The organism is Pseudomonas sp. GW821-FHT11D10 (genome assembly GCF_058808435.1).
This window is the reverse complement of record NZ_JBXARR010000005.1, coordinates 382,592-401,957: the sequence shown is the minus strand read 5'-3', so window position 1 is coordinate 401,957 and position 19,366 is coordinate 382,592. Positions and strand designations below refer to the sequence as shown.

Annotated in this window: 18 protein-coding genes; 8 read left to right on the top strand and 10 right to left on the bottom strand. The window is 62.6% G+C overall.

Features of this window, described 5'->3' with window-relative positions:
• Nucleotides 1-147 precede the first annotated feature (147 nt).
• The 4 genes from AC1RT4_RS18225 to AC1RT4_RS18210 are packed head-to-tail and all read right to left on the bottom strand — an operon-like array spanning nucleotide 148 to nucleotide 2,438.
• Nucleotides 148-705, bottom strand: a complete 558-nt coding sequence (locus tag AC1RT4_RS18225; RefSeq protein WP_007951006.1) for a DUF4136 domain-containing protein — start codon at nucleotides 703-705, stop codon at nucleotides 148-150.
• A 54-nt stretch (nucleotides 706-759) separates the two neighbouring features.
• The gene (locus AC1RT4_RS18220; RefSeq protein WP_493086747.1) at nucleotides 760-1,374 is read right to left on the bottom strand and encodes a DUF4136 domain-containing protein; all 615 of its coding nucleotides are present in this window, start codon (nucleotides 1,372-1,374) and stop codon (nucleotides 760-762) included.
• A 12-nt stretch (nucleotides 1,375-1,386) separates the two neighbouring features.
• Nucleotides 1,387-2,136 carry a methyltransferase gene (locus tag AC1RT4_RS18215; protein WP_085700971.1) on the bottom strand — a complete coding sequence of 250 codons (750 nt, stop codon included), beginning with the start codon at nucleotides 2,134-2,136 and terminating at the stop codon, nucleotides 1,387-1,389.
• Complete coding sequence (locus AC1RT4_RS18210; RefSeq protein WP_011332275.1) at nucleotides 2,136-2,438, bottom strand: MazG-like family protein; 303 nt, start codon at nucleotides 2,436-2,438, stop codon at nucleotides 2,136-2,138. The genes AC1RT4_RS18215 and AC1RT4_RS18210 overlap by 1 nt, the downstream gene beginning before the upstream one ends.
• Before the next feature lie 143 nt (nucleotides 2,439-2,581).
• Here AC1RT4_RS18210 and AC1RT4_RS18205 point away from each other — a divergent pair, with 143 nt between their 5' ends.
• On the top strand, nucleotides 2,582-2,875 hold the full coding sequence (locus AC1RT4_RS18205; RefSeq protein WP_007951010.1) for a hypothetical protein: 294 nt from the start codon (nucleotides 2,582-2,584) through the stop codon (nucleotides 2,873-2,875).
• Nucleotides 2,876-2,912: 37 nt separating this feature from the next.
• On the top strand, nucleotides 2,913-4,262 hold the full coding sequence (locus tag AC1RT4_RS18200) for an MATE family efflux transporter (protein WP_493086744.1): 1,350 nt from the start codon (nucleotides 2,913-2,915) through the stop codon (nucleotides 4,260-4,262).
• Nucleotides 4,263-4,271: 9 nt separating this feature from the next.
• On the opposite strand, the gene AC1RT4_RS18195 is transcribed toward AC1RT4_RS18200, so the two are convergent.
• The 6 genes from AC1RT4_RS18195 to AC1RT4_RS18170 all read right to left on the bottom strand — a co-directional run bounded on the left by AC1RT4_RS18195 (nucleotide 4,272) and on the right by AC1RT4_RS18170 (nucleotide 10,963).
• Entirely contained in the window at nucleotides 4,272-5,066 is a 795-nt protein-coding gene (locus tag AC1RT4_RS18195; RefSeq protein WP_493086742.1) for a DUF4123 domain-containing protein, read from the bottom strand.
• Nucleotides 5,063-6,412, bottom strand: a complete 1,350-nt coding sequence (locus tag AC1RT4_RS18190; RefSeq protein ID WP_493086740.1) for a type VI secretion system Vgr family protein — start codon at nucleotides 6,410-6,412, stop codon at nucleotides 5,063-5,065. The genes AC1RT4_RS18195 and AC1RT4_RS18190 overlap by 4 nt, the downstream gene beginning before the upstream one ends.
• 232 nt (nucleotides 6,413-6,644) lie before the next feature.
• Complete coding sequence (gene speA / locus AC1RT4_RS18185; RefSeq protein WP_011332271.1) at nucleotides 6,645-8,558, bottom strand: arginine decarboxylase; 1,914 nt, start codon at nucleotides 8,556-8,558, stop codon at nucleotides 6,645-6,647.
• Nucleotides 8,559-8,776: 218 nt separating this feature from the next.
• Nucleotides 8,777-9,148, bottom strand: coding sequence for a translation initiation factor Sui1 (locus AC1RT4_RS18180; protein WP_007951016.1), 372 nt, complete (start codon nucleotides 9,146-9,148; stop codon nucleotides 8,777-8,779).
• 186 nt (nucleotides 9,149-9,334) lie between these two features.
• Nucleotides 9,335-9,892, bottom strand: a complete 558-nt coding sequence (locus tag AC1RT4_RS18175) for an NUDIX hydrolase (RefSeq protein ID WP_007951017.1) — start codon at nucleotides 9,890-9,892, stop codon at nucleotides 9,335-9,337.
• 3 nt (nucleotides 9,893-9,895) lie between these two features.
• Nucleotides 9,896-10,963 (bottom strand): DUF2333 family protein, encoded by a 1,068-nt coding sequence (locus AC1RT4_RS18170; protein WP_192563354.1) that lies wholly within the window; start codon nucleotides 10,961-10,963, stop codon nucleotides 9,896-9,898.
• A gap of 428 nt (nucleotides 10,964-11,391) precedes the next feature.
• On the opposite strand from AC1RT4_RS18170, the gene gcbA reads away from it, so the two are divergent.
• The 6 genes from gcbA to accC all read left to right on the top strand — a co-directional run bounded on the left by gcbA (nucleotide 11,392) and on the right by accC (nucleotide 19,331).
• Nucleotides 11,392-13,062, top strand: coding sequence for a diguanylate cyclase GcbA (gene gcbA / locus AC1RT4_RS18165; RefSeq protein ID WP_085609200.1), 1,671 nt, complete (start codon nucleotides 11,392-11,394; stop codon nucleotides 13,060-13,062).
• 50 nt (nucleotides 13,063-13,112) lie between these two features.
• Nucleotides 13,113-15,059 carry a methyl-accepting chemotaxis protein gene (locus AC1RT4_RS18160; RefSeq protein ID WP_493086733.1) on the top strand — a complete coding sequence of 649 codons (1,947 nt, stop codon included), beginning with the start codon at nucleotides 13,113-13,115 and terminating at the stop codon, nucleotides 15,057-15,059.
• Between the two features lie 58 nt (nucleotides 15,060-15,117).
• A complete protein-coding gene (locus tag AC1RT4_RS18155) occupies nucleotides 15,118-16,875 on the top strand; it encodes a protein-disulfide reductase DsbD (protein WP_493086729.1) in 1,758 nt (585 codons plus the stop codon).
• Nucleotides 16,876-17,007: 132 nt separating this feature from the next.
• On the top strand, nucleotides 17,008-17,463 hold the full coding sequence (aroQ, locus tag AC1RT4_RS18150; protein WP_007951022.1) for a type II 3-dehydroquinate dehydratase: 456 nt from the start codon (nucleotides 17,008-17,010) through the stop codon (nucleotides 17,461-17,463).
• Nucleotides 17,464-17,487: 24 nt separating this feature from the next.
• A complete protein-coding gene (gene accB / locus AC1RT4_RS18145; RefSeq protein WP_007951023.1) occupies nucleotides 17,488-17,955 on the top strand; it encodes an acetyl-CoA carboxylase biotin carboxyl carrier protein in 468 nt (155 codons plus the stop codon).
• Nucleotides 17,956-17,972: 17 nt separating this feature from the next.
• Nucleotides 17,973-19,331: an acetyl-CoA carboxylase biotin carboxylase subunit gene (gene accC, locus AC1RT4_RS18140; RefSeq protein WP_011332264.1), complete on the top strand. Its 1,359-nt coding sequence runs from the start codon at nucleotides 17,973-17,975 to the stop codon at nucleotides 19,329-19,331.
• The last annotated feature ends 35 nt before the right edge of the window (nucleotides 19,332-19,366 follow it).

The window sequence follows — 19,366 nt, the reverse complement described above, 5'->3', positions numbered from 1 at the left end:
GCACTCCTTTGCCGGCGCACGGCCGGGCGCAACCTCCATGGATGGGTATGAGTGTAGACATGCGCAGGCAACACTGCTGGCAAGACGCCAGTTTCATCCACCCATAAAAAACGGGAGCCATGGACTCCCGTCTTTTTTCAAACAAACTCAACGCGGTGGATAGTTGGACAGGATCCGCGCCACCGTCTCGCGGATGGCATTGCTGCGATCCGCCGGGTTCGGCGTGCGGCTGAGCATTTGCTCGTCGCTGCCGCGCCACACCAGTTTGCCGTCCTTGCCGTCGAGCAGATCGACCTGAATGGTCGCCACCTTGTAGGTGATGTTGCGGGTTTCGTTGTACATCGGCGCGCCCCAATAACCGTTCCACGGGCCACCCCAACCGCCGCCGTAGTTGGTGGTCACCTGTTGCTGGCGGTCCTCGACGATCAGGTAGGTCTGCACAAACAGATCGCCCCGGGCACCCGAAGCGGCCGGGCGCAGGCCACGTTGATCCAGTTGGTCGGCGACGGCCTGACGGATGCGTTGCTCGGTCAGATCACTCTTGATCCGTGGATCGTCGGGACGGTATTGCAGGGCGGGGTCTTTCCAGCTCCAGCTGCGGTACGCGGCAAAGTCGCGGCTGGCGTCGAAGTCATGATTGACCTGGTTGGCGGCGCAGGCACTGAGCAGTGCGGCCACGGCCAGTAAAGCGAGACGGCGGAACATGGTTTTTCTCCGGTGGAAGACATGAACCTGAGGGAGCTTCTCAATTGCAGGAAGCTAACTGGGAGGATACGCCGACATGGCCTTTTCGACAGCCTCCCGAATCGCATCGGTGCGATCACTTTGCTTGCCCTGGGTGCCGGTTTCGGCGCTGGCGCTCCAGACCGGCTGACCACTGCCGGCGTCGAACAGATCGACCCGCACCACCACGACCTGTTCCTGGTAGGTACGAACGATCGGCACCGTGTTGTACATCCCGTAACCGCGGCCGTAACGGTCATAACCACCGTAGCCGCCGCCGTAATAACCGTAATCGTCCTGCACCTGACGCAGGCGGGTTTCCAGACTCAGGTTGGCACTGACCAGCAGATCGGCCGGGCGATTGTCATGCAGCGGGCGCAGACCGCGCTGGTCCAGCGCACTGCTCACGGCTTCGGCCAATTGCGCCGAATCCGCCCAGGCCGTGCCCGGCGGCAACTGACCGTTGAGCCACGCCCAGCTGCGGTAACGCCCGTAATCCCGAGGCGGCGCGGGATAAGCGCTGCGGTCGAAGGTGGTCGCCGCTTGCAGCGGTGCCGGCGGCAACGGTCGCGACTGCGCCACGTAAGGGTTGCTGCCCTGGCACGCGGCCAATCCCAGACAGATCAGCAGTAACCCTGAATGACCTTTCATATCTCGCTCCGATCAGATCGGCCGGCAGATCCAGTGCAAGTAGCGCCCAAGCCCGGCGAAGCTTGGGTGACGACGATGGGCGAGCTCCATCTCGAGCAAATCAATCAACTCGGCGCGGGCCTGGAATTCCACCGGCATGTAGTCGTGGAAAACCCGCACCCCGCTCTGGGTTTCGACCTGCCACAACCCGGCGAGTTGCGTTGCCAGTTCCCGTGGATCGAGTGGCTGCTGAGGCGTCAGGCTCTGCTTTTCACCGGCCATGTCGTTCTTGCGCATTTTCTTGAAATGGCCTTTGAGCAGGTTCCGGTAAATCAGTGCATCACGGTTGTAGAACGCCAGCGACAGCCAGCCGCCGGGCTTGGTCAACTGATGCAGCACCGGCAGGATCGCGTGGGGCTCTGCCAGCCATTCCAGCACCGCATGGCACAGCACCAGGTCGTAGGGTTCGGTGAGCTGGCCGAGCAGTTCCTGCCAGGGCGCCTGAATGAACGTCGCGGTTTGCCCGGCGTCGGCAAAGCGCTGGCGTGCGCCTTCAAGCATCGGTTCGGCCGGCTCGGTGAAAGTCACCTGGTGCCCGCGTTCGGCCAGCCACAGCGACATGTGGCCCAGGCCGCCACCGATGTCCAGCACCCGCAACGGACGATCCGGCAGGGCTTCGGCGAGGTCGGCCTGCAGCACCGCGAGGCGGATCGCGCCTTTGGCGCCACCGTAGATTTTTTCGGCGAAACGGGTCGCCAACTGATCGAAATGACGGTCGCTCATCAGCTGAACCGCCGTTCGCTGTCGGCGAGTTTGCTGCGCACCACTTCATTCATGTCCAGCCCCAGTTCACTGCACAGCAGCAACAGATACAGAACGATGTCGCCGACTTCCTGCCCGGCGTGGGCGAGTTTGTCCGCCGGCAGTTCGCGGGACTGGTCTTCGGTCAGCCACTGGAAGATTTCCACCAGTTCGGACATTTCCACACTGGCGGCCATGGCCAGGTTTTTCGGGCTGTGAAATTGCCGCCAGTCATTGCGGTCGCGAATGGCGTGCAGGCGTTCGGTCAGTTCAACAAGGTTCATCGGGCTCTCCTGAAGGCGTATAGCTTCGGGGGGATGCCGAGCGAAGGCAAGGGCCAGTCGCCCGTTAAAACCCTCTATGCTTGCAGGGAACTCGACCGCACCCGCTGCGGCCCAAGGCTCAGCTCTTTCATCAGGAAACAGACATGCAGGTAGAAAGCTTTTTCGAATGGCTGGGCCAGGCGCTCGGCTCGATCATCCGCTTCATCGTCGACGGCCTCAGCGGCCTGTTCAATCTGCTCGGCAACGCTGGCGGCAACTTTGTCGACGGGCTGTCGAAGGCGCTGGGCATGGACACGTCGATCATCAGCATCATCGCGCTGATCGTCGGCCTGATGCTGTTGTGGTCGGCAATCCGCGCGTTCATGAATGCCTCGATCATTGCCGGGATCATCTGGTTGCTGCTGGGATTGTGGCTGCTGAGCTGGATCATTCACTGACACCTCCCGCTACAATGCCGCTCCCCAAGGAGCCCGCATGTCCAACCTGATCACCGACTGGCGCGACCGCCCGACCCATCGCCGGGTCTGGGCCCTCGCCGCCCCCATGATCCTCTCCAACATTTCCGTGCCGCTGGTGGCGCTGGTCGACAGCACCGTCATCGGGCATCTGCCACATGCGCATCAACTGGGCGCGGTGGCCGTGGGCGCCAGCCTGTACACCTTTCTGGCCTGGGCCATGGGTTTTCTGCGCATGGGCACCACCGGTTTCGCCGCTCAGGCCGCCGGTCGCAGCGACGGTGCGGCCTTGCGGCAGATTCTGCTTCAGGGCCTGCTGCTGGCGATGGGGCTGGCGCTGCTGCTCGGCGCGCTGGGCGTACCGCTGAGCGGCGTTGCGCTGCACTTCATGCAACCGTCGGCGGAACTGGATCAACTGACCCGCGACTTTTTCCACACCCGGCTGTTCGGGCTGCCGGCGGCGCTGGCCAGTTATGCGCTGGTCGGCTGGTTCCTCGGCACCCAGAACGCCCGGGCACCGCTGGCGATTCTGCTGAGCACCAACCTGATCAACATCGTGCTCAACCTGTGGTTTGTGATTGGTCTGGACTGGGGCGTGGTCGGTTCGGCCCGCGCGTCAGTGATCGCCGAATGGAGCGGTGCCCTGCTCGGCCTGTGGATGACTCGCAAGGCATTGCGCGCCTATCCCGGCCACATCGCCTGGGCTGCCCTGAAAGTCTGGCAGAGCTGGCGTCCGCTGCTGGCGGTCAACCGCGACATTTTCATCCGCAGCCTGGCCCTGCAATCGGTGTTTTTCCTGATCACCGTGCAGGGCGCAAGGCTCGGCGATGCCACGGTCGCGGCCAATGCGCTGCTGCTCAACGGCCTGCTGCTGACCGCCCACGCGCTGGACGGTCTGGCCCACGCCGTCGAAGCCCTGTGCGGCCACGCCATCGGCGCCCGTGATCGTCTGGCCCTGCGCCGCTCGCTGGTGGTTGCCGGCGGCTGGTCGTTGCTCGCGAGCCTGGGCTTTGCGGCACTGTTTCTGTTGGCCGGCCACTTGCTCATCGAAATGCAGACCGACATCCAGAGCGTGCGCGAGACCGCGTTCATCTACCTGCCCTACCTGGCCGTCCTGCCTTTGATCGCGGTCTGGAGCTACTTGCTCGACGGCCTGTTCATCGGCGCCACCCGCGCCCGGGAAATGCGCAACGGCATGCTGGCGACCGTAATCCTGCTGCTGCCGGTCGCCTGGGCGCTGCAAGGTCTGGGCAATCACGGCCTATGGATTTCATTCCTGCTGTTCATGGTGCTGCGCAGCCTGACGCTCGGAGGACTGGCGTGGTGGCTGCGGCGCACCGATGGCTGGTTCAACGGTGCCGCTCACTGAAGCGGCGCCTCACGACGGGTCGTTCAGCCAACGCCGACGCAACAGTTCGAGCCGCTCCCGTGGGGTCAATCCTTGCGGCAGCGGCGTCAGTTCGGCACGCGGATGCTGCAAACGCAGCCACAACCAGTCGTCCAGCAGCGCCTGCTCGCTGAACCCCAGTTCCAGGCCTTGCTCCTGAAAGGAAGACATCAGCCGATAATCGTTCCCTGTCGCCTGACTCCAGCGCCAGACATGCTGATCCAGCAGGCAACGGTGCAGGCGCTCGCGCTGTCGGCGGGTCAGGCTTTGCTCGATCCGCAGCGGCTCCACGGCCAGCCCCGGATTGCGCAATTGCTGCCAGCCCTGACTGCCACCGGCCAGATCGGCCCAGGTCCCGCCGAACCAGCGCAGCCACCCGATCGGCCCGAGCCAGCAGCTCAATTGCCGGGCATCGCAGGCATCGAAAAAGTAGCTGGCGGTCTGCCGATTGTAGAAATTGAGCAGTGCCCGGTGATTCAGGCCGATGGACACGGTCAGCATCCGCTGCAAGTGTTCGCGCAATACCTGCGCCGAGGCCTCGCTGCCCAGCAGCAGCCCTTGCCAGGTCAGCGGATCGGTATGACAGAGTGCCGACAGCGCCGGACAATCGCGCAGGTCGATCAGCCACGGGCCTTGGTCACAGACCGGCTGGAACTCCGTACCGTCAAACAGCTTCAGGCTGTGCACGCCGGCGAATCCCTGGCGTAACGTCTGCACGGCCTGTGGTGCCTGTGCGATATCCAGCAACAACCATTGAGCGCGCTGTCCGGGGGCCGCGACGCTCATCTTCCGTCGCTCGTTTTGAGCCCGGCGACCAATCGACAGCTGCACAGTGACGCCGCGCAATGGCGATAACTGCCGCCGCCCGGTATCAGGCACAACAACAATAACGGCTCGGCCGCTTTCAGCCATTGAGGCAGGCCCGCGCTCGCCAGACGCTCGGGCAGTGGTGACGGTGCATCATCCTCGATGGCTTCGGTGAATGCCGGGACCTGCAAGACGCCGCTGATCACGGGCTGCTCAGGGTCACCTTCCAGAAAGCTCACCACCACTTCCACCCCGTCCTTCAATGATGCCATCGGCGTGTCGGCCAACGCCGGAGCCAGCGGCAGCCAGCAGTGACTGGGGCGGGCCCCTTCCCCCTGATAGAGCCAGTCGAACTGGACTGCCACCGGCCGCACGGCATCCGGTTGCGCCTCCTCGACCGAGACCACCCACGCACGTTGCGGGCTGCACATGCGCGCCCCGCGGTATTCAACGGATGATCGGGACACCGGCAACCGGTCAACGGCAAAAATCCGGTTGCTGTAGGGCGGCTCGAGCGACTGATCGGCCCGATGCTCGACTCGACTCACCAGCCAGCGCGCATTCGCGTCTGCCAGGGGCTGGCCGGAAATCGTCAACCAGTGACCACTGCGCAGGGTTGGCGAATCGGAATGCCCCTGTGCCGTACGTGTCCGCCGCGAGCCTACTGCGTGCAGGCGGGCATGCTCGCCCAGTTGCCAGCGGTTCACTGTCGGCGACGACTCCCCATCCTCGCCCTCGCATCGCAGGTTCCCGGCGCGTGGCAGCCGGGCCGGATCGTCCCCGAACACCAGGCAATGTCCCCGGATCCCATGTTCGAAGTGATAGTGAATGCGTGCCTGTCTGCACAACCGCTGTACCAGTTGTAGATCCGACTCGCCGTACTGGGTGCAGAATGTCCGGGGCGGATACGCGCCTTGCAGGTCGAATCGGCGCCAGTTACCACTGATACCGTGCTCCCTGAGCACCTGATCAAGAATCTGCGGCACCGAGCGGTCGCTGAAGATACGCTGGCTAAAGCGCAGGCCCAGGCAGCTCAACCGCGGTTCCAGCCGCGCCCGGCACAACCGGGCACCGTGCCCGTGTTCATGCTGGACGAGGCTGTGCAACTGCCCGTGTACACCATTGCCCGAAGGCCCGAAGCACAGACGTGCGGAACGATACATCAGGCCTGCAAGGTCAAGATGAGGGTCATCGACCAGCACGTCGATCTCGAACGCGAAAGGCTCGCTGATGGCTTCGCAACCCGTGAATGCCAGGACTTCAAGCGAGTCGGACAGGCCCGCTACATCGAGACGAAACGACGGCTCGTCGGCTGGATCGAACATGGGGGAATTCTCTACAGGGGGGCGGGCGGGGATTCTCGCCGAGACCCATGGCCGAGTAGAGGGCCGAACTACAAATTCGGAAATGACCTACGCGAAAAGCAGACGACGTCACTTTGCTCGCCTGGAAGCAAGCCGTTTCGCGAAGAGAAAAAGAAGCGTCTCACCTGGTTGTCTGAAACGTCCGCGGTGAGCGGAACAATTTCAGACAACCAGATGAAAGCGGAACCTGGCCTCAGGAAGACAGGTAGGAGGAGCGGGTCAGGCCCAGGCGCAATGCATCGAGGAACTGGGTGCGCTCGCTGGCGCTGATGCGGGCACTGGCGCACTTGTCGCGGTAGTGGGTCATCAGCTCTTCCGGCGACAGGTGCACGTAACGCAGCATGTCTTCGATGGTGTCGTGGGTTTCAATGCCGGCGTGGTACACGCTGCCGTCGGCGTTCTGGTAGATGTTCACCGAGTCGGTGTCACCGAACAGGTTGTGCATGTCGCCGAGGATTTCCTGATAGGCGCCGACCAGGAACACGCCCAGCAGGTAGTCTTCACCTTCGTTCAGCGCATGTACTGGCAGGCTGGTCTCGATGCTCTGCTCGTCGACGTACTGATTGATCTTGCCGTCGGAGTCGCAGGTCAGGTCTTGCAGAACGGCACGACGCAGCGGCTCTTCGTCGAGACGGTGCAGCGGGATGATCGGCAGGACCTGATCGATTGCCCAGGTGTCCGGCAGGCTCTGGAATACCGAGAAGTTGCAGATGTACTTGTCGGCCAGCTTGTCGTTGAGTTCGTCCAGCACCTGACGGTGCGAACGCTGACGCGCCTTCAGCGAGTTGTGCAGGCGACGGCACACCGCGAAGTAGCACTGCTCGGCCAAGGCTTTTTCGGCCAGGGTCAGTTTGCCGTCGGCGTACTGGGCGGCCACATCGCTCATGTAGTGGGTGGCGCGCCAGTAGGTTTCGGTGACCATTTCGATGTCGGTCGGGCCGAGCAGGTCAACCAGCCACTGCACGGTTTCCGGCAGCGCTTCCTTGTTCTCGATCTGCGGCACGTCGTCGTTGTGTTTCTCGACGTCGGTCACCTGCACCACCAGCATCGCGTGGTGCGCGGTCAGCGAGCGGCCGCTTTCGGAGAAGATGTGCGGATGCGGCAGGGCCTGCGCATCGCAGAACTCCTTGAGCATGCCGACCACGACACCGGCGTAGTCGTCCATGTCGTAGTTGATCGAACTGGCGTTGCGCGAGTGAGTACCGTCGTAGTCCACACCCAGACCGCCGCCGACGTCGATGTGATCGACCGGCAGACCGAGGTTGCGCAGTTCGCCGTAGTAACGGATCGCTTCCTTGAAGCCGTGCTGGTAGTCAGCGAGGTTGGCGATCTGCGAACCCATATGGAAGTGCAGCAGACGGATGCCCTGATCCAGACCCGCCGCGCGGAAGCGCTCGACCACCGACAGCAGTTGCGCCGCCGACAGACCGAACTTGGATTTCTCGCCACCGGTGTCCGCCCACTTCGACGAAGCCAGCGACGACAGACGCACGCGCAGGCCGACCTGCGGCTTGACCTTCAGCGAGGCGGCTTCTTCGATCACCAGACCGACTTCGGATTCTTTCTCGATCACGATGAACACGTTGTGACCGAGCTTCTGGCCCATCAGCGCCAGACGAATGAACTCGCGGTCCTTGTAACCGTTGCAGACGATGGTGCCGCCCTTCGGCGCCAGTGCCAGCACGGCCAGCAGCTCAGGCTTGGAGCCGGCTTCCAGACCGATGGAAACGTTCTGGGTGGCGATGATGTTCTCGATCACCGCTTCCTGCTGGTTGACCTTGATCGGGTACAGCGCGGTGTATTTGCTCTGGTATTCCAGACGCTCGATGTTCGCGTCGAAAGCGCCGGTCAGCTGACGAACGCGGTCTTGCAGGATGTCGGGGAAACGCACCAGCAGCGGCAGGGACAAGCCACTCTTGCGCAACTGGTCGACTTGTTCGAACAGATCGATAGGCGAGCTGCTCGGGCCGTTCGGACGAACTTCGACGCGACCGGCGTCATTGATCGCGAAATACCCGGCCCCCCAATGGCGAATCCCGTAAACACTGCGGCTGTCCGCAACTGTCCATTGGCTGCCATCGTCTTTGCGTGTGCGTCGTACGGACATCGAAGTCCCCTATAAAGAAGTCATAGTGCGTCGCCTGATCTCAGGCCGGCGCAGTCTAAAGAATGAAAATGACGGTTCGTCAGCGGGGCGGTAGACCGCGCTGACAGCGTTGAGTTTAGAAACCGGTCATGAACAGGCTCTGTGAAAACCATGGAAACGACGTCAGACCCAGGAATTCTGGAGCTGAATCAAGCCGCCGGTGGGTTTCACAGAGGCTGCTAGCCGCCGGACTTCTTCGCCTTGAAACCGTGCTTGACCAACTCGGCCAGGAGCAGCTCGACATGGTCGCCCTGGATCTCGATGATCCCGTCTTTCAACGCACCGCCGGTGCCGCAACGTTTCTTCAACGTTGTCGCCAGCTCCTTGAGTGCGTCTTCGGCCAGGGGCACGCCGGTGATGGTGGTCACCGTCTTGCCGCCACGGCCCTTGCTCTCGCGGCGCACGCGGGCAATGCCGTCGCCGGCCGGGATCACGGTTTGCTTGCAGATACAGGCGTCCACCGGCTTGCTGCATTCCGGGCAATGACGACCTGCGTCGGTGGAAAATACCAGGCCGCCCAGGGCGGCGAAGGATGCGGCTTTTTTGGCCACCGGCAATCCTCTCGGGAGGACAAAGACTGATCGCAGCCTTGGGCAAGGCTATCGACCGCGAAGCCCCACTCAGGCAGGGGCAGCGCTACTGTGCCATGAGCTCCTGAAAGCGGGCCGGCACAGCTTGAAAAGGTCGCGCAGTGTAACGGCAAAAACGCCGATTGCTAAGTGCCAATCGGCGCCAATTTATGTGTTCTTTGCGACGTCGCTTTGTTGCGCCTTCAGATAGCGTTTCAACGCGGCCAGAGAGTCCGGGCAATAAGGCTTTTGCTGGATTTCCAGCATGACCTGCTCGACCGGAATGAAGCGCGCTTCGAGCACTTCTTCAGGTTGCAGGATCAACGGCCCGTCCCACACCGCCGAAAATGCCGAACACCACAGGCGATTGCCGGTGTCCTCGAAGTAGAAATGGTCATGGGCGGTCAGCTCGACGCCGCTCACTCCCAACTCTTCCTCCAGTTCACGGGCCGCCGACTCGGCGTAGGTCTCGTTCGCCTGCACCATGCCGCCCGCCGCCACGTCCCAGTAACCGGGATAGATGGCTTTGCTCAACGTGCGCCGATGCACGCAAAGTTCACCGGCGGAGTTGAACAGCATGATGTAGGTGCCACGGCCGATCAGCCCGCGCTCGCGCAGGTCGGAACGCACCAGGGCGCCGAGCAGGTTGTCCTGCTCGTCGACCCAGGCGATCTGTTCGGCATCCGAGGCGGCGCGGTGGGCCGCCTCTTTGGCGCTCTCGTCCATGACTCAGCCCTGATTGAGCAGTTGACGCAAATCGATCACGGCGGCGTTTGCCCGGGAAATATAGTTGGCCATGACCAGCGAGTGGTTGGCCAGCACACCGAAGCCGCTGCCATTGAGGATCATCGGGCTCCAGATCGGCTCCTGGGAGGCTTCCAGTTCGCGGATGATCTGACGCACGCTGACGGTCGCGTTCTTCTTCGCCAGCACGTCGGCGAAATCGACCTCGATCGCGCGCAGCAGGTGCGACAGCGCCCAGGCCTGACCACGGGCTTCGTAGAACACGTTGTCGATCTGCATCCACGGCGTCTCGACGACTTCCTCGTCGACCTGCGGCACTTCACCCACGGCCGGCACTTCGGTTTTCAGTGCGGTGTTGAGCTTGACCCGGCCAACGCTGGCCGATAGACGTTGCGACAGCGAACCGAGACGGGTGCCGACATCGCCCAGCCAGTTGTTCAGGTTGTCGGCACGGGCGTAGAACAGTGCGTTTTTCTGGGTCGGGTCGGACAGACGCGCCTGATAACGGCTCAGGGAATTGATGCCTTCCTGATATTCCGACTCGCTCGACGGCAGGATCCAGCTCTTGTTGTCGAAGTTGAAGCGCGGCTCGGCCTTGGCCAGGTCGGCGTCTTCAGCCGATTGCGACTGCGAACGGGCGAAGTCCTTGCGCAGGGCACGGGTCAGGTCGCGCACCTGTACCAGCACGCCGTATTCCCAGCTCGGCATGTTGTCCATCCACAGGCCCGGCGGGAAACGGTCGTTGGAAATGTAACCGCCCGGCTTGTCGAGCAAAGTGCCGGCCACGGTTTTCAGGGTTTCGACGGTGGTGTAGCCGACCACCATCTGCTTGCCCTCTTTCTCGGCAGCAACCTGAGCGTTCTGCGCCACGGGAAACAGCGCCGGCTCCTGGCTCCAGTACCAGCCAAGGGCAATAGTCACCAACAGGTAAATGGCGACCAGCGTGGCCAGCGCCCGGCTGAACAACAGCCCGCCGACATAGCTGCGGGCGGCCGACTTGGGCTCGGCGGCACGTTCAGGCGCGCTGCCCGCGCGGTTCTTCCAGTCCAGCATGGCGATATCCTTTCAATCTTGGGTTCAACGGTTCGACCACAACCATACAACAACGTGCCTCGACCCGGCACCCGTCAATATTGACAGGCGTTGTCTCGCCACCCGACACGAGGCCGGGACAGACCGTCCTAAGGGATTCCCCGATACCCGTTTCATCACCAATCCGCCGCCGATACCCGCAACCGGACAGAACAAATACCCTGCCCCGCCTTTCTCGGCCTCCGATAAATTCACCGGTGTGCAGATCGGCAAATGCCCGGTAGATGGGGACTTCCCCGACGATCAGGTTCAAATTGAAACCCGGCAGTCAGAAACTGAATGATGTCGTACCGCAGATTATTGACGTACGACACTCATGTAAGGGAAAAGAGGTGCTAGCATAGAGCCACCAGTCGATCTCAGCATGCACCCTAACTAGTAGTCAGGATATGACCGAGCCAGAAGACCCCAGCCGTGAGCGCCTCAAGCACCACTTTGCCCAGCGGGTAATTCATCAGGCACGTCAGATTCTTGAGATATGGCAGCGCCTGCAACGCAGTGAGTGGTCCACTGCCGATCTCGCCGAACTGAGCGAGGCCAATCTGCGCCTGCTGCGTTTTGCCGAGCGTTTCGAACAGCCCGAACACACGCAGCTGGCCCGCCACATCAGCCAGTCGCTGGAAGCGGTGGACGCCAATCGCGGACGCCTGAGCAGCGGCCTGATCACCGATCTCAACCGTCTGATGCAGCGTTTGTCGCGCACCGGCCTGCGCCATGGCGATCAGCTCGATCAGACCTTCCTGCCGCCCCTGCGCAAACCGATCTACGTGATGCTGCAGGATCACGACCGCGCCGAGCGGCTGGCCAAACAGCTGGAGTTTTTCGGCCTGAGCGCTCAGGCGCTGGACAGCGTGTCGGCGTTTCGCTCGTCGATGGTCGAGCGCCTGCCGGCCGCGATCGTCATGGACGTGGATTTCAGCGGCGCCGGCGTCGGCCTGAAACTCGCCGCCGAAGCCCAGCAAGGTCTGGAAGAACCGCTGCCGCTGCTGTTCTTCAGCCTGCACGAAACCGACACCCCGACCCGCCTCGCGGCGGTGCGTGCCGGTGGCCAGGAATTCCTCACCGGCACCCTCGAGGCCTCGAGCCTGCTGGAGAAGATCGAAGTCCTGACCTGCGTCGCCCAGTACGAACCCTATAAAGTGCTGATCATCGACGACTCCCGCGCCCAGGCCCTGCACACCGAGCGCCTGCTCAACAGCGCCGGGATCGTCACCCGCACCCTGATCGAACCGATCCAGGCGATGGCCGAGCTGGCGGACTTCCAGCCGGACCTGATCATCCTCGACATGTACATGCCGGCCTGCACCGGCACGGAGCTGGCCAAGGTCATCCGCCACAACGACCGTTACGTCAGCGTACCGATCATTTACCTGTCGGCCGAAGACGATCTGGACAAGCAGCTCGACGCCATGAGCGAGGGCGGCGACGACTTCCTGACCAAGCCGATCAAGCCGCGCCACCTGATCACCACCGTGCGCAACCGCGCCGCCCGCGCGCGCAACCTGAAAGCACGGATGGTTCGCGACAGCCTCACCGGCCTGTACAACCACACGCACATTCTGCAACTGCTCGAAGACTGCTCGTTCCGCGCCCGCCGTGAGAACAAGCCGTTGAGCTTTGCGATGCTCGACATCGACCACTTCAAACGGGTCAACGACAGCCACGGCCACCCCATGGGCGACCGGGTGATCAAGAGCCTGGCGCTGTTCCTCAAGCAGCGTCTGCGCAAGACCGATTTCATCGGCCGTTACGGCGGCGAGGAATTCGCCATCGTCATGCCCGACACCGATATAGAAGCCGCGCACAAAGTGCTCGACGAAATCCGCCAGCGCTTTGCCGAGATCCACTATCCGGCCCAGCCGCAGGATCTGTGGTGCACCTTCAGCGCCGGTGTGGTGGAGATGCACGACGACTCCGACAGCCTGATGATGGCCAGCCAGGCCGACGAGGCGCTGTATCGCGCCAAGGGCGAAGGACGCAATCGGGTGCAGACCGCGCGCGACTCAAAGCAAAGTGCCACTTTTTCATCGGATTCGACCCAATCGGTCATAACCCTGTAACAGAACCGCAATAAATTCAGGCGCTTACCATTCTGCCGTTGGTAGCCGTCATGCGCCTGAAGTTGCTCACCAATCTCAATACTCTGTTGCTGGTCGCCGTCTGCGTGGCCCTCGGCGCCACGCTGTGGTGGTCGCAGAAAGCCCTGGAGCGCCCGTATCTGTTGATGGAGCGTTACCTTGGGCTGTCGCAGCAATTTCAGAATGACGTGGCACGCAACGTCGAGGATTACCTCGCCAGCGGCGACGCCCTGCGCCTGAGCAGCGCCAGTCAGGCCATCGATCAGTTGCAGAAGGAGCTCGGCGAGCTGCCGCCGGCGCTGGCCGACACCTTGCGCCCGAGCCTCACCGGCCTCGATGAATTCAGCAAGACCGACCTGCTGGCCGCCGGCAAACTGGCCGGCGATCCACAGGCCCTGCTGTTGCAGGCCGAGCGGGAATTGAGCGCCAGCCTCGATCAGCTCAGCACCTACGCTGGCGGCAACGCGACCTATCTCACGCCCCTGCTGGTCGCCTCTCAACATCTGGGCAAACTGTCGCTGGCCCGGGACAAACTGGTCAGCAGCGGACGCAGTGAACTGGCCGCCGATGTCGAGCGCGAAGTCAGCAACATTCGCGCCCAGGCCCAAGCGATCGACGCCCTGCCCTTGCTCGGCGTGGTCGCCAGCACTGAATCCGGCAGCGACGATTTCGCCGCGATGATGGGCATCGAAAGTACGGAAAAAGCCGCTGCCGAAGATGCCGGCGTCGGCCTCAAACGCGAGCTCAACAGTTTGCTCGGTCGTTACCCGGCAGAGCTGGCGCGCACCCGCGATCAGATCCAGAAACGCACCGACCTGAGCACCGCGACCCACCAGAAAATCGCCGCTGTGCAGCAGGCCATCGCCGGTCTCGAACCGGTGGTGCGCGCCCAGCACGGGCAGATCCAGGGCGAAGTGCGGCTGATGCAAGGCGTGATGATCGGCCTGATTCTGCTGATCGCGCTGCTGATCGACACCCTGCAGCGGCGCCTGGCCCGCACCCTGACCAACCTCGCCCCGGCGCTGTCGACCTGGGCCGAAGGCGATTTCAGCCGCGACATTCATCTGGGCAAGACCAACCGCGAATTGCACGACATTGAAGCCTCTCTCAATCGCCTGCGTGCCTATCTGGTGGATCTAGTCGGAACCATTCGCGGCAATGCCGAGCAAGTGGCGGGCAGCAGCCGCACCCTCGCCGAACTGAGCAATGACTTGCACAGCGGTGCCGAACATCAGGCCGGCGATACCGCACTGATCCGTGATTCCCTCGGCGAACTGGAAGCCACCATCCAGCAAGTGGCCGGCGATGCGCGCCAGGCTGCGGACGCCAGCCGTCATGCCGGGCTGGCCGTCGAACACGGGCAGCAGGTGATCGGCCAGAGCCTCACTGGTCTGCACGCGCTGGTCGGCGAAGTGCAAGGCAATGCGCAAATGATCGAACACCTGGCCGAAGAGTCGGCAACCATCGGCGGCGTGCTGACGGTGATCCGCTCGATTGCCGACCAGACCAACCTGCTGGCGCTCAACGCGGCGATCGAAGCCGCCCGCGCCGGGGAGATGGGCCGCGGGTTTGCCGTGGTGGCCGAGGAAGTGCGCTCACTCGCGCAGCGCACCGCCGGCGCCACCGCCGAAATCCAGACCCTGATCGCCGGCCTGCAAACCGCCGCCCGGCAATCAGTCGAGGGCATGCGCGCGCAGGTCGAACACGCCGAGGCCACGGCCAATCAGGCGCAATCGGCGGACGGGGCGCTGGACAAGATTGTCGGCGCGATCCAGACCATCTCCGACACGGCCATCCGCATCGCCGACATCACCGCGCAACAGAGCGGCGCGGTCAGCGAGATCCGCGATCACAGCGAACGGATTCACCAACTGGGCGGGGACAATCTGCTGCGCATCGGCCAGGGTCGCGAGCAAGGCGAGAACCTGCTGTTGCTGGGCGGTCAGCTGCACACCGCCGTGCAGGCGTTCCGCGTGTGACACACAGCGCAGGGCCAAGTCCGCTATCATTCCCGCACCTTTGATTCGCGAGATTGTCATGCGCCGTCTGCTCTGCCTGCTGTTTTTCGTCTTCGCCCTTCCGGCCGGCGCCGCCGGTCTGTTCGACAGCAAACCCAGCGCCACACTGGGCTCGGTCAACAACAGCGCCGATTTCCTGCCGGTGCGCGAAGCCTTTCAACTGAGCCTGGTCGAGAGCACGCCGCAATCGGTCAAACTGCGCTTCGTCGCCACCGAAGGCTATTACCTCTACCGCCATCGTTTCCAGTTTCGTGCCGAGCCTGCCGAGGTAAAACTTGGCGCCGCACAAATGCCCCAAGGTGAACAGAAACACGACGAGTATTTCGGCGACGTCGAGGTCTACCACGGCATTCTCGACGTGGAACTGCCGCGCAATGATTCCCGGGCGTTCACGCTGGCCGTCACCTATCAGGGCTGTGCCGACAAGGGTTTGTGCTATCCACCGGAAACCGAACGCCTGAGCATTGAGGGCAATACAGCAGCAAATGACGCGTCCGCTCCGGTGACGGGTTGGGACTGGCGAGATCTGGCGCTGTTCTTCCTGGCGGGCCTGGGCCTGACCTTCACGCCTTGTGTATTGCCGATGCTGCCGATTCTGTCCGGCGTGGTGTTGCGCGGGCAGGTCGGCGGTTTGCGCGGCTTCAATCTGTCGCTGGCTTATGTGCTGCCGATGGCTGCGTGCTTTGCGCTGCTCGGGGCCTTGATGGGGCTGTTCGGTGCGCAACTGAATTTGCAGGCGCGGCTGCAATCGGCGTGGGTGCTGGTGCCGTTCGCGATGTTCTTTGCCGTATTCGCACTGGCGATGTTCGGCGTGTTCGAGCTGAAACTGCCGCACTTCATCAGCAGCCGCCTCGACCGGATTGCCGGGCGCACCGAAGGCGGATCGCTGTGGGGCGCGGCGGTGTTGGGTGTGGTGTCGAGTCTGCTGGTATCGCCGTGCGTTTCCGCTCCGCTGGCCGGCGCTCTGCTTTATATAAGCGCCAGTGGCGACGCGCTGGGCGGCGGCCTGAAGCTGTTCATGCTCGGCCTGGGCATGGGCGCACCGTTGCTGCTGGTGGCCACCGGCGGCGCGGCGTGGCTGCCGAAAAGCGGGCCGTGGATGATGTACGTGAAGAATGGCATCGGCGTGTTGCTGCTCGGGCTGGCGATCGGTCTGCTCAGCCGGGTATTGCCGGGGCAGATCACGCTGCTGCTGATCGGCCTGCTGGCCGGCGGCGTCGGCCTGTTCCTCGGCGCTCTGGAATTCGTATACAAACCGCCGCGCAAACGCCTCGGCCAGTTGCTGGGGATGTTCCTGCTGTTTTATGCGCTGGCCTGCTGGTACGGCGCGTTCAGCGGGCAGACCGACCCGTTGAATCCGATAGCCCCGGCACGCCTTGCCGACAGTGGCTCGAGCGCACAAAACAGCGGTTCATGGCAGACCGTCAGCACCCCGGCGGAACTGGACCGGGTGTTGCTCGAAGCGAAAACCGCCGGCACCCCGCTGCTGCTCGACTGGTACGCCGACTGGTGCATCAGCTGCAAAGTCATCGAACACGAAGTGCTCAATGACGCGACAGTCGTGGATCGGCTCAAGGGCTATCGGCTGATCCGCTTCGACATCACCGCCAGCAACGCCGAACAGCGCACCCTGCTCGACCGCTACAGCCTGTTCGGCCCACCGGCGCTGATGTTCTTCGGCAAGGACGGGCTGGAGCGTCGCGATGTGCGGGTGATCGGTGAGATCAACGCCAGCGACTTCGCCGAACGTGTCGCCAAAGCGAATGACCGGATTTAATCAGTCAGTCACATATTTTGCGCAAACATCGGACATCGTGCTGGCTATTGCAGAGAACTGGACAGTCACAAAGTCTTTGCGGCATAGTCGCCGGGTTCTGACGAAGGCTCACCCATAACAAGGAACACGCAGATGGCAACGCTACTGGTGCTGCACGGCCCCAACCTGAACCTGCTCGGCACCCGGGAACCCGGGACCTACGGGTCGACCACCCTGGCGCAGATCAATCAGGATCTGGAACGCCGCGCCCGTGAAGCCGGCCATCATCTGCTGTATCTGCAAAGCAACGCCGAGTACGAATTGATCGACCGCATCCACGCCGCACGCGGCGAGGGCGTGGACTTCATTCTGATCAACCCGGCAGCATTTACACACACAAGTGTCGCATTACGTGACGCGCTGCTGGGAGTGAGCATCCCATTCATCGAAGTGCATTTGTCCAACGTGCACAAACGCGAACCTTTCCGCCATCACTCCTACTTCTCCGACGTAGCGGTAGGAGTGATCTGCGGCCTTGGCGCCAGCGGTTATCGACTGGCCCTGGAGGCTGCACTAGAGCAGCTTGAACAACAAGCTATACGCCCCTGACCGACCCTTGGGAGTTGATGATTCATGGATATCCGTAAAGTTAAGAAACTGATCGAATTGCTGGAAGAGTCCGGCATCGACGAGCTCGAGATCAAGGAAGGCGAAGAGTCCGTACGCATCAGCCGTCACAGCAAGACCCCGGCGCAGCAATACTACGCTCCGGCTCCGATGCAGGCTCCGGCCGCTGCACCTGCCGCCGCTGCCGCTCCAGTTGCCGCTGCAGCAGCTCCAGCTGCCGCTGCTGCTCCAGCGCTGAACGGCACCGTTGCCCGTTCGCCGATGGTCGGCACCTTCTATCGCAAATCTTCGCCAACCTCGCCGTCCTTCGTTGAAGTCGGCCAGACCGTGAAGAAAGGCGACACCCTGTGCATCGTCGAAGCCATGAAGATGATGAACCACATCGAAGCTGAAACCAGCGGTGTGATCGAGTCCATCCTCGTCGAAGACGGCCAGCCGGTTGAGTACGACCAACCGCTGTTCACCATCGTTTGAACTGCGGAGAGCCTTTGATGACTGCGAAGTTGGAAAAAGTTCTGATCGCTAACCGCGGTGAGATCGCCCTGCGGATTCTGCGTGCCTGCAAAGAGATGGGCATCAAGACCGTCGCCGTTTACTCCAAGGCCGACAAAGAGCTGATGCACCTGGGTCTGGCAGACGAATCCGTCTGCATCGGCCCGGCTTCTGCCGCGCACTCCTACCTGCACATCCCGGCAATCATTGCGGCCGCTGAAGTGACTGGCGCTACCGCCATTCATCCAGGCTACGGTTTCCTCGCGGAAAACGCCGACTTTGCCGAGCAGGTCGAGAACTCCGGCTTCGCCTTCATCGGCCCGAAAGCCGAAACCATTCGCCTGATGGGCGACAAGGTATCGGCCAAGCACGCGATGATCGAAGCGGGCGTGCCAACCGTTCCAGGTTCCGACGGCCCGCTGCCGGAAGACGAGGAAACGGCACTGCGCATCGGTCGTGAAGTCGGCTACCCGGTGATCATCAAGGCCGCCGGTGGCGGTGGTGGTCGCGGCATGCGTGTGGTGCACAAGGAAGAAGACCTGATCGCCTCGGCGAAACTGACCCGCTCCGAAGCTGGCGCGGCGTTCGGCAACCCGATGGTCTATCTGGAAAAATTCCTGACCAACCCGCGTCACGTCGAAGTGCAGGTTCTGTCCGACGGCCAGGGCAACGCCATCCATCTGGGCGACCGCGACTGCTCGCTGCAACGCCGTCACCAGAAGGTTCTCGAAGAAGCGCCGGCACCGGGCATCGACGAGAACGCGCGCAAGGAAGTCCTGGCTCGCTGCGTCAAGGCGTGCATCGACATCGGCTACCGTGGCGCCGGCACCTTCGAGTTCCTGTACGAGAACGGTCGTTTCTACTTCATCGAAATGAACACCCGTGTTCAGGTGGAGCACCCGGTTTCGGAAATGGTCACCGGTATCGACATCGTCAAGGAGATGCTCAGCATCGCCGCTGGCAACAAGCTGTCGTATACCCAGGATGATGTGGTCATCCGCGGTCACTCGCTGGAATGCCGGATCAACGCCGAAGACCCGAAAACCTTCATGCCGAGCCCGGGTACGGTCAAGCATTTCCACGCTCCAGGCGGCAACGGCGTTCGCGTCGATTCGCACCTGTACAGCGGTTATGCCGTTCCGCCGAACTACGACTCGCTGATCGGCAAGCTGATCACTTACGGCGCGACCCGCGACGAAGCCATGGCCCGCATGCGCAATGCCCTGGACGAAATCGTGGTCGACGGGATCAAGACCAACATCCCGCTGCACCGTGATCTGACCCGTGACGAAGGCTTCTGCAAAGGGGGCGTGAACATTCACTACCTCGAGCACAAGCTGGCTGGCGAGAAGCACTAAGCTTCAGCCCGCACCTGACAAGGCCGCCTTCGGGC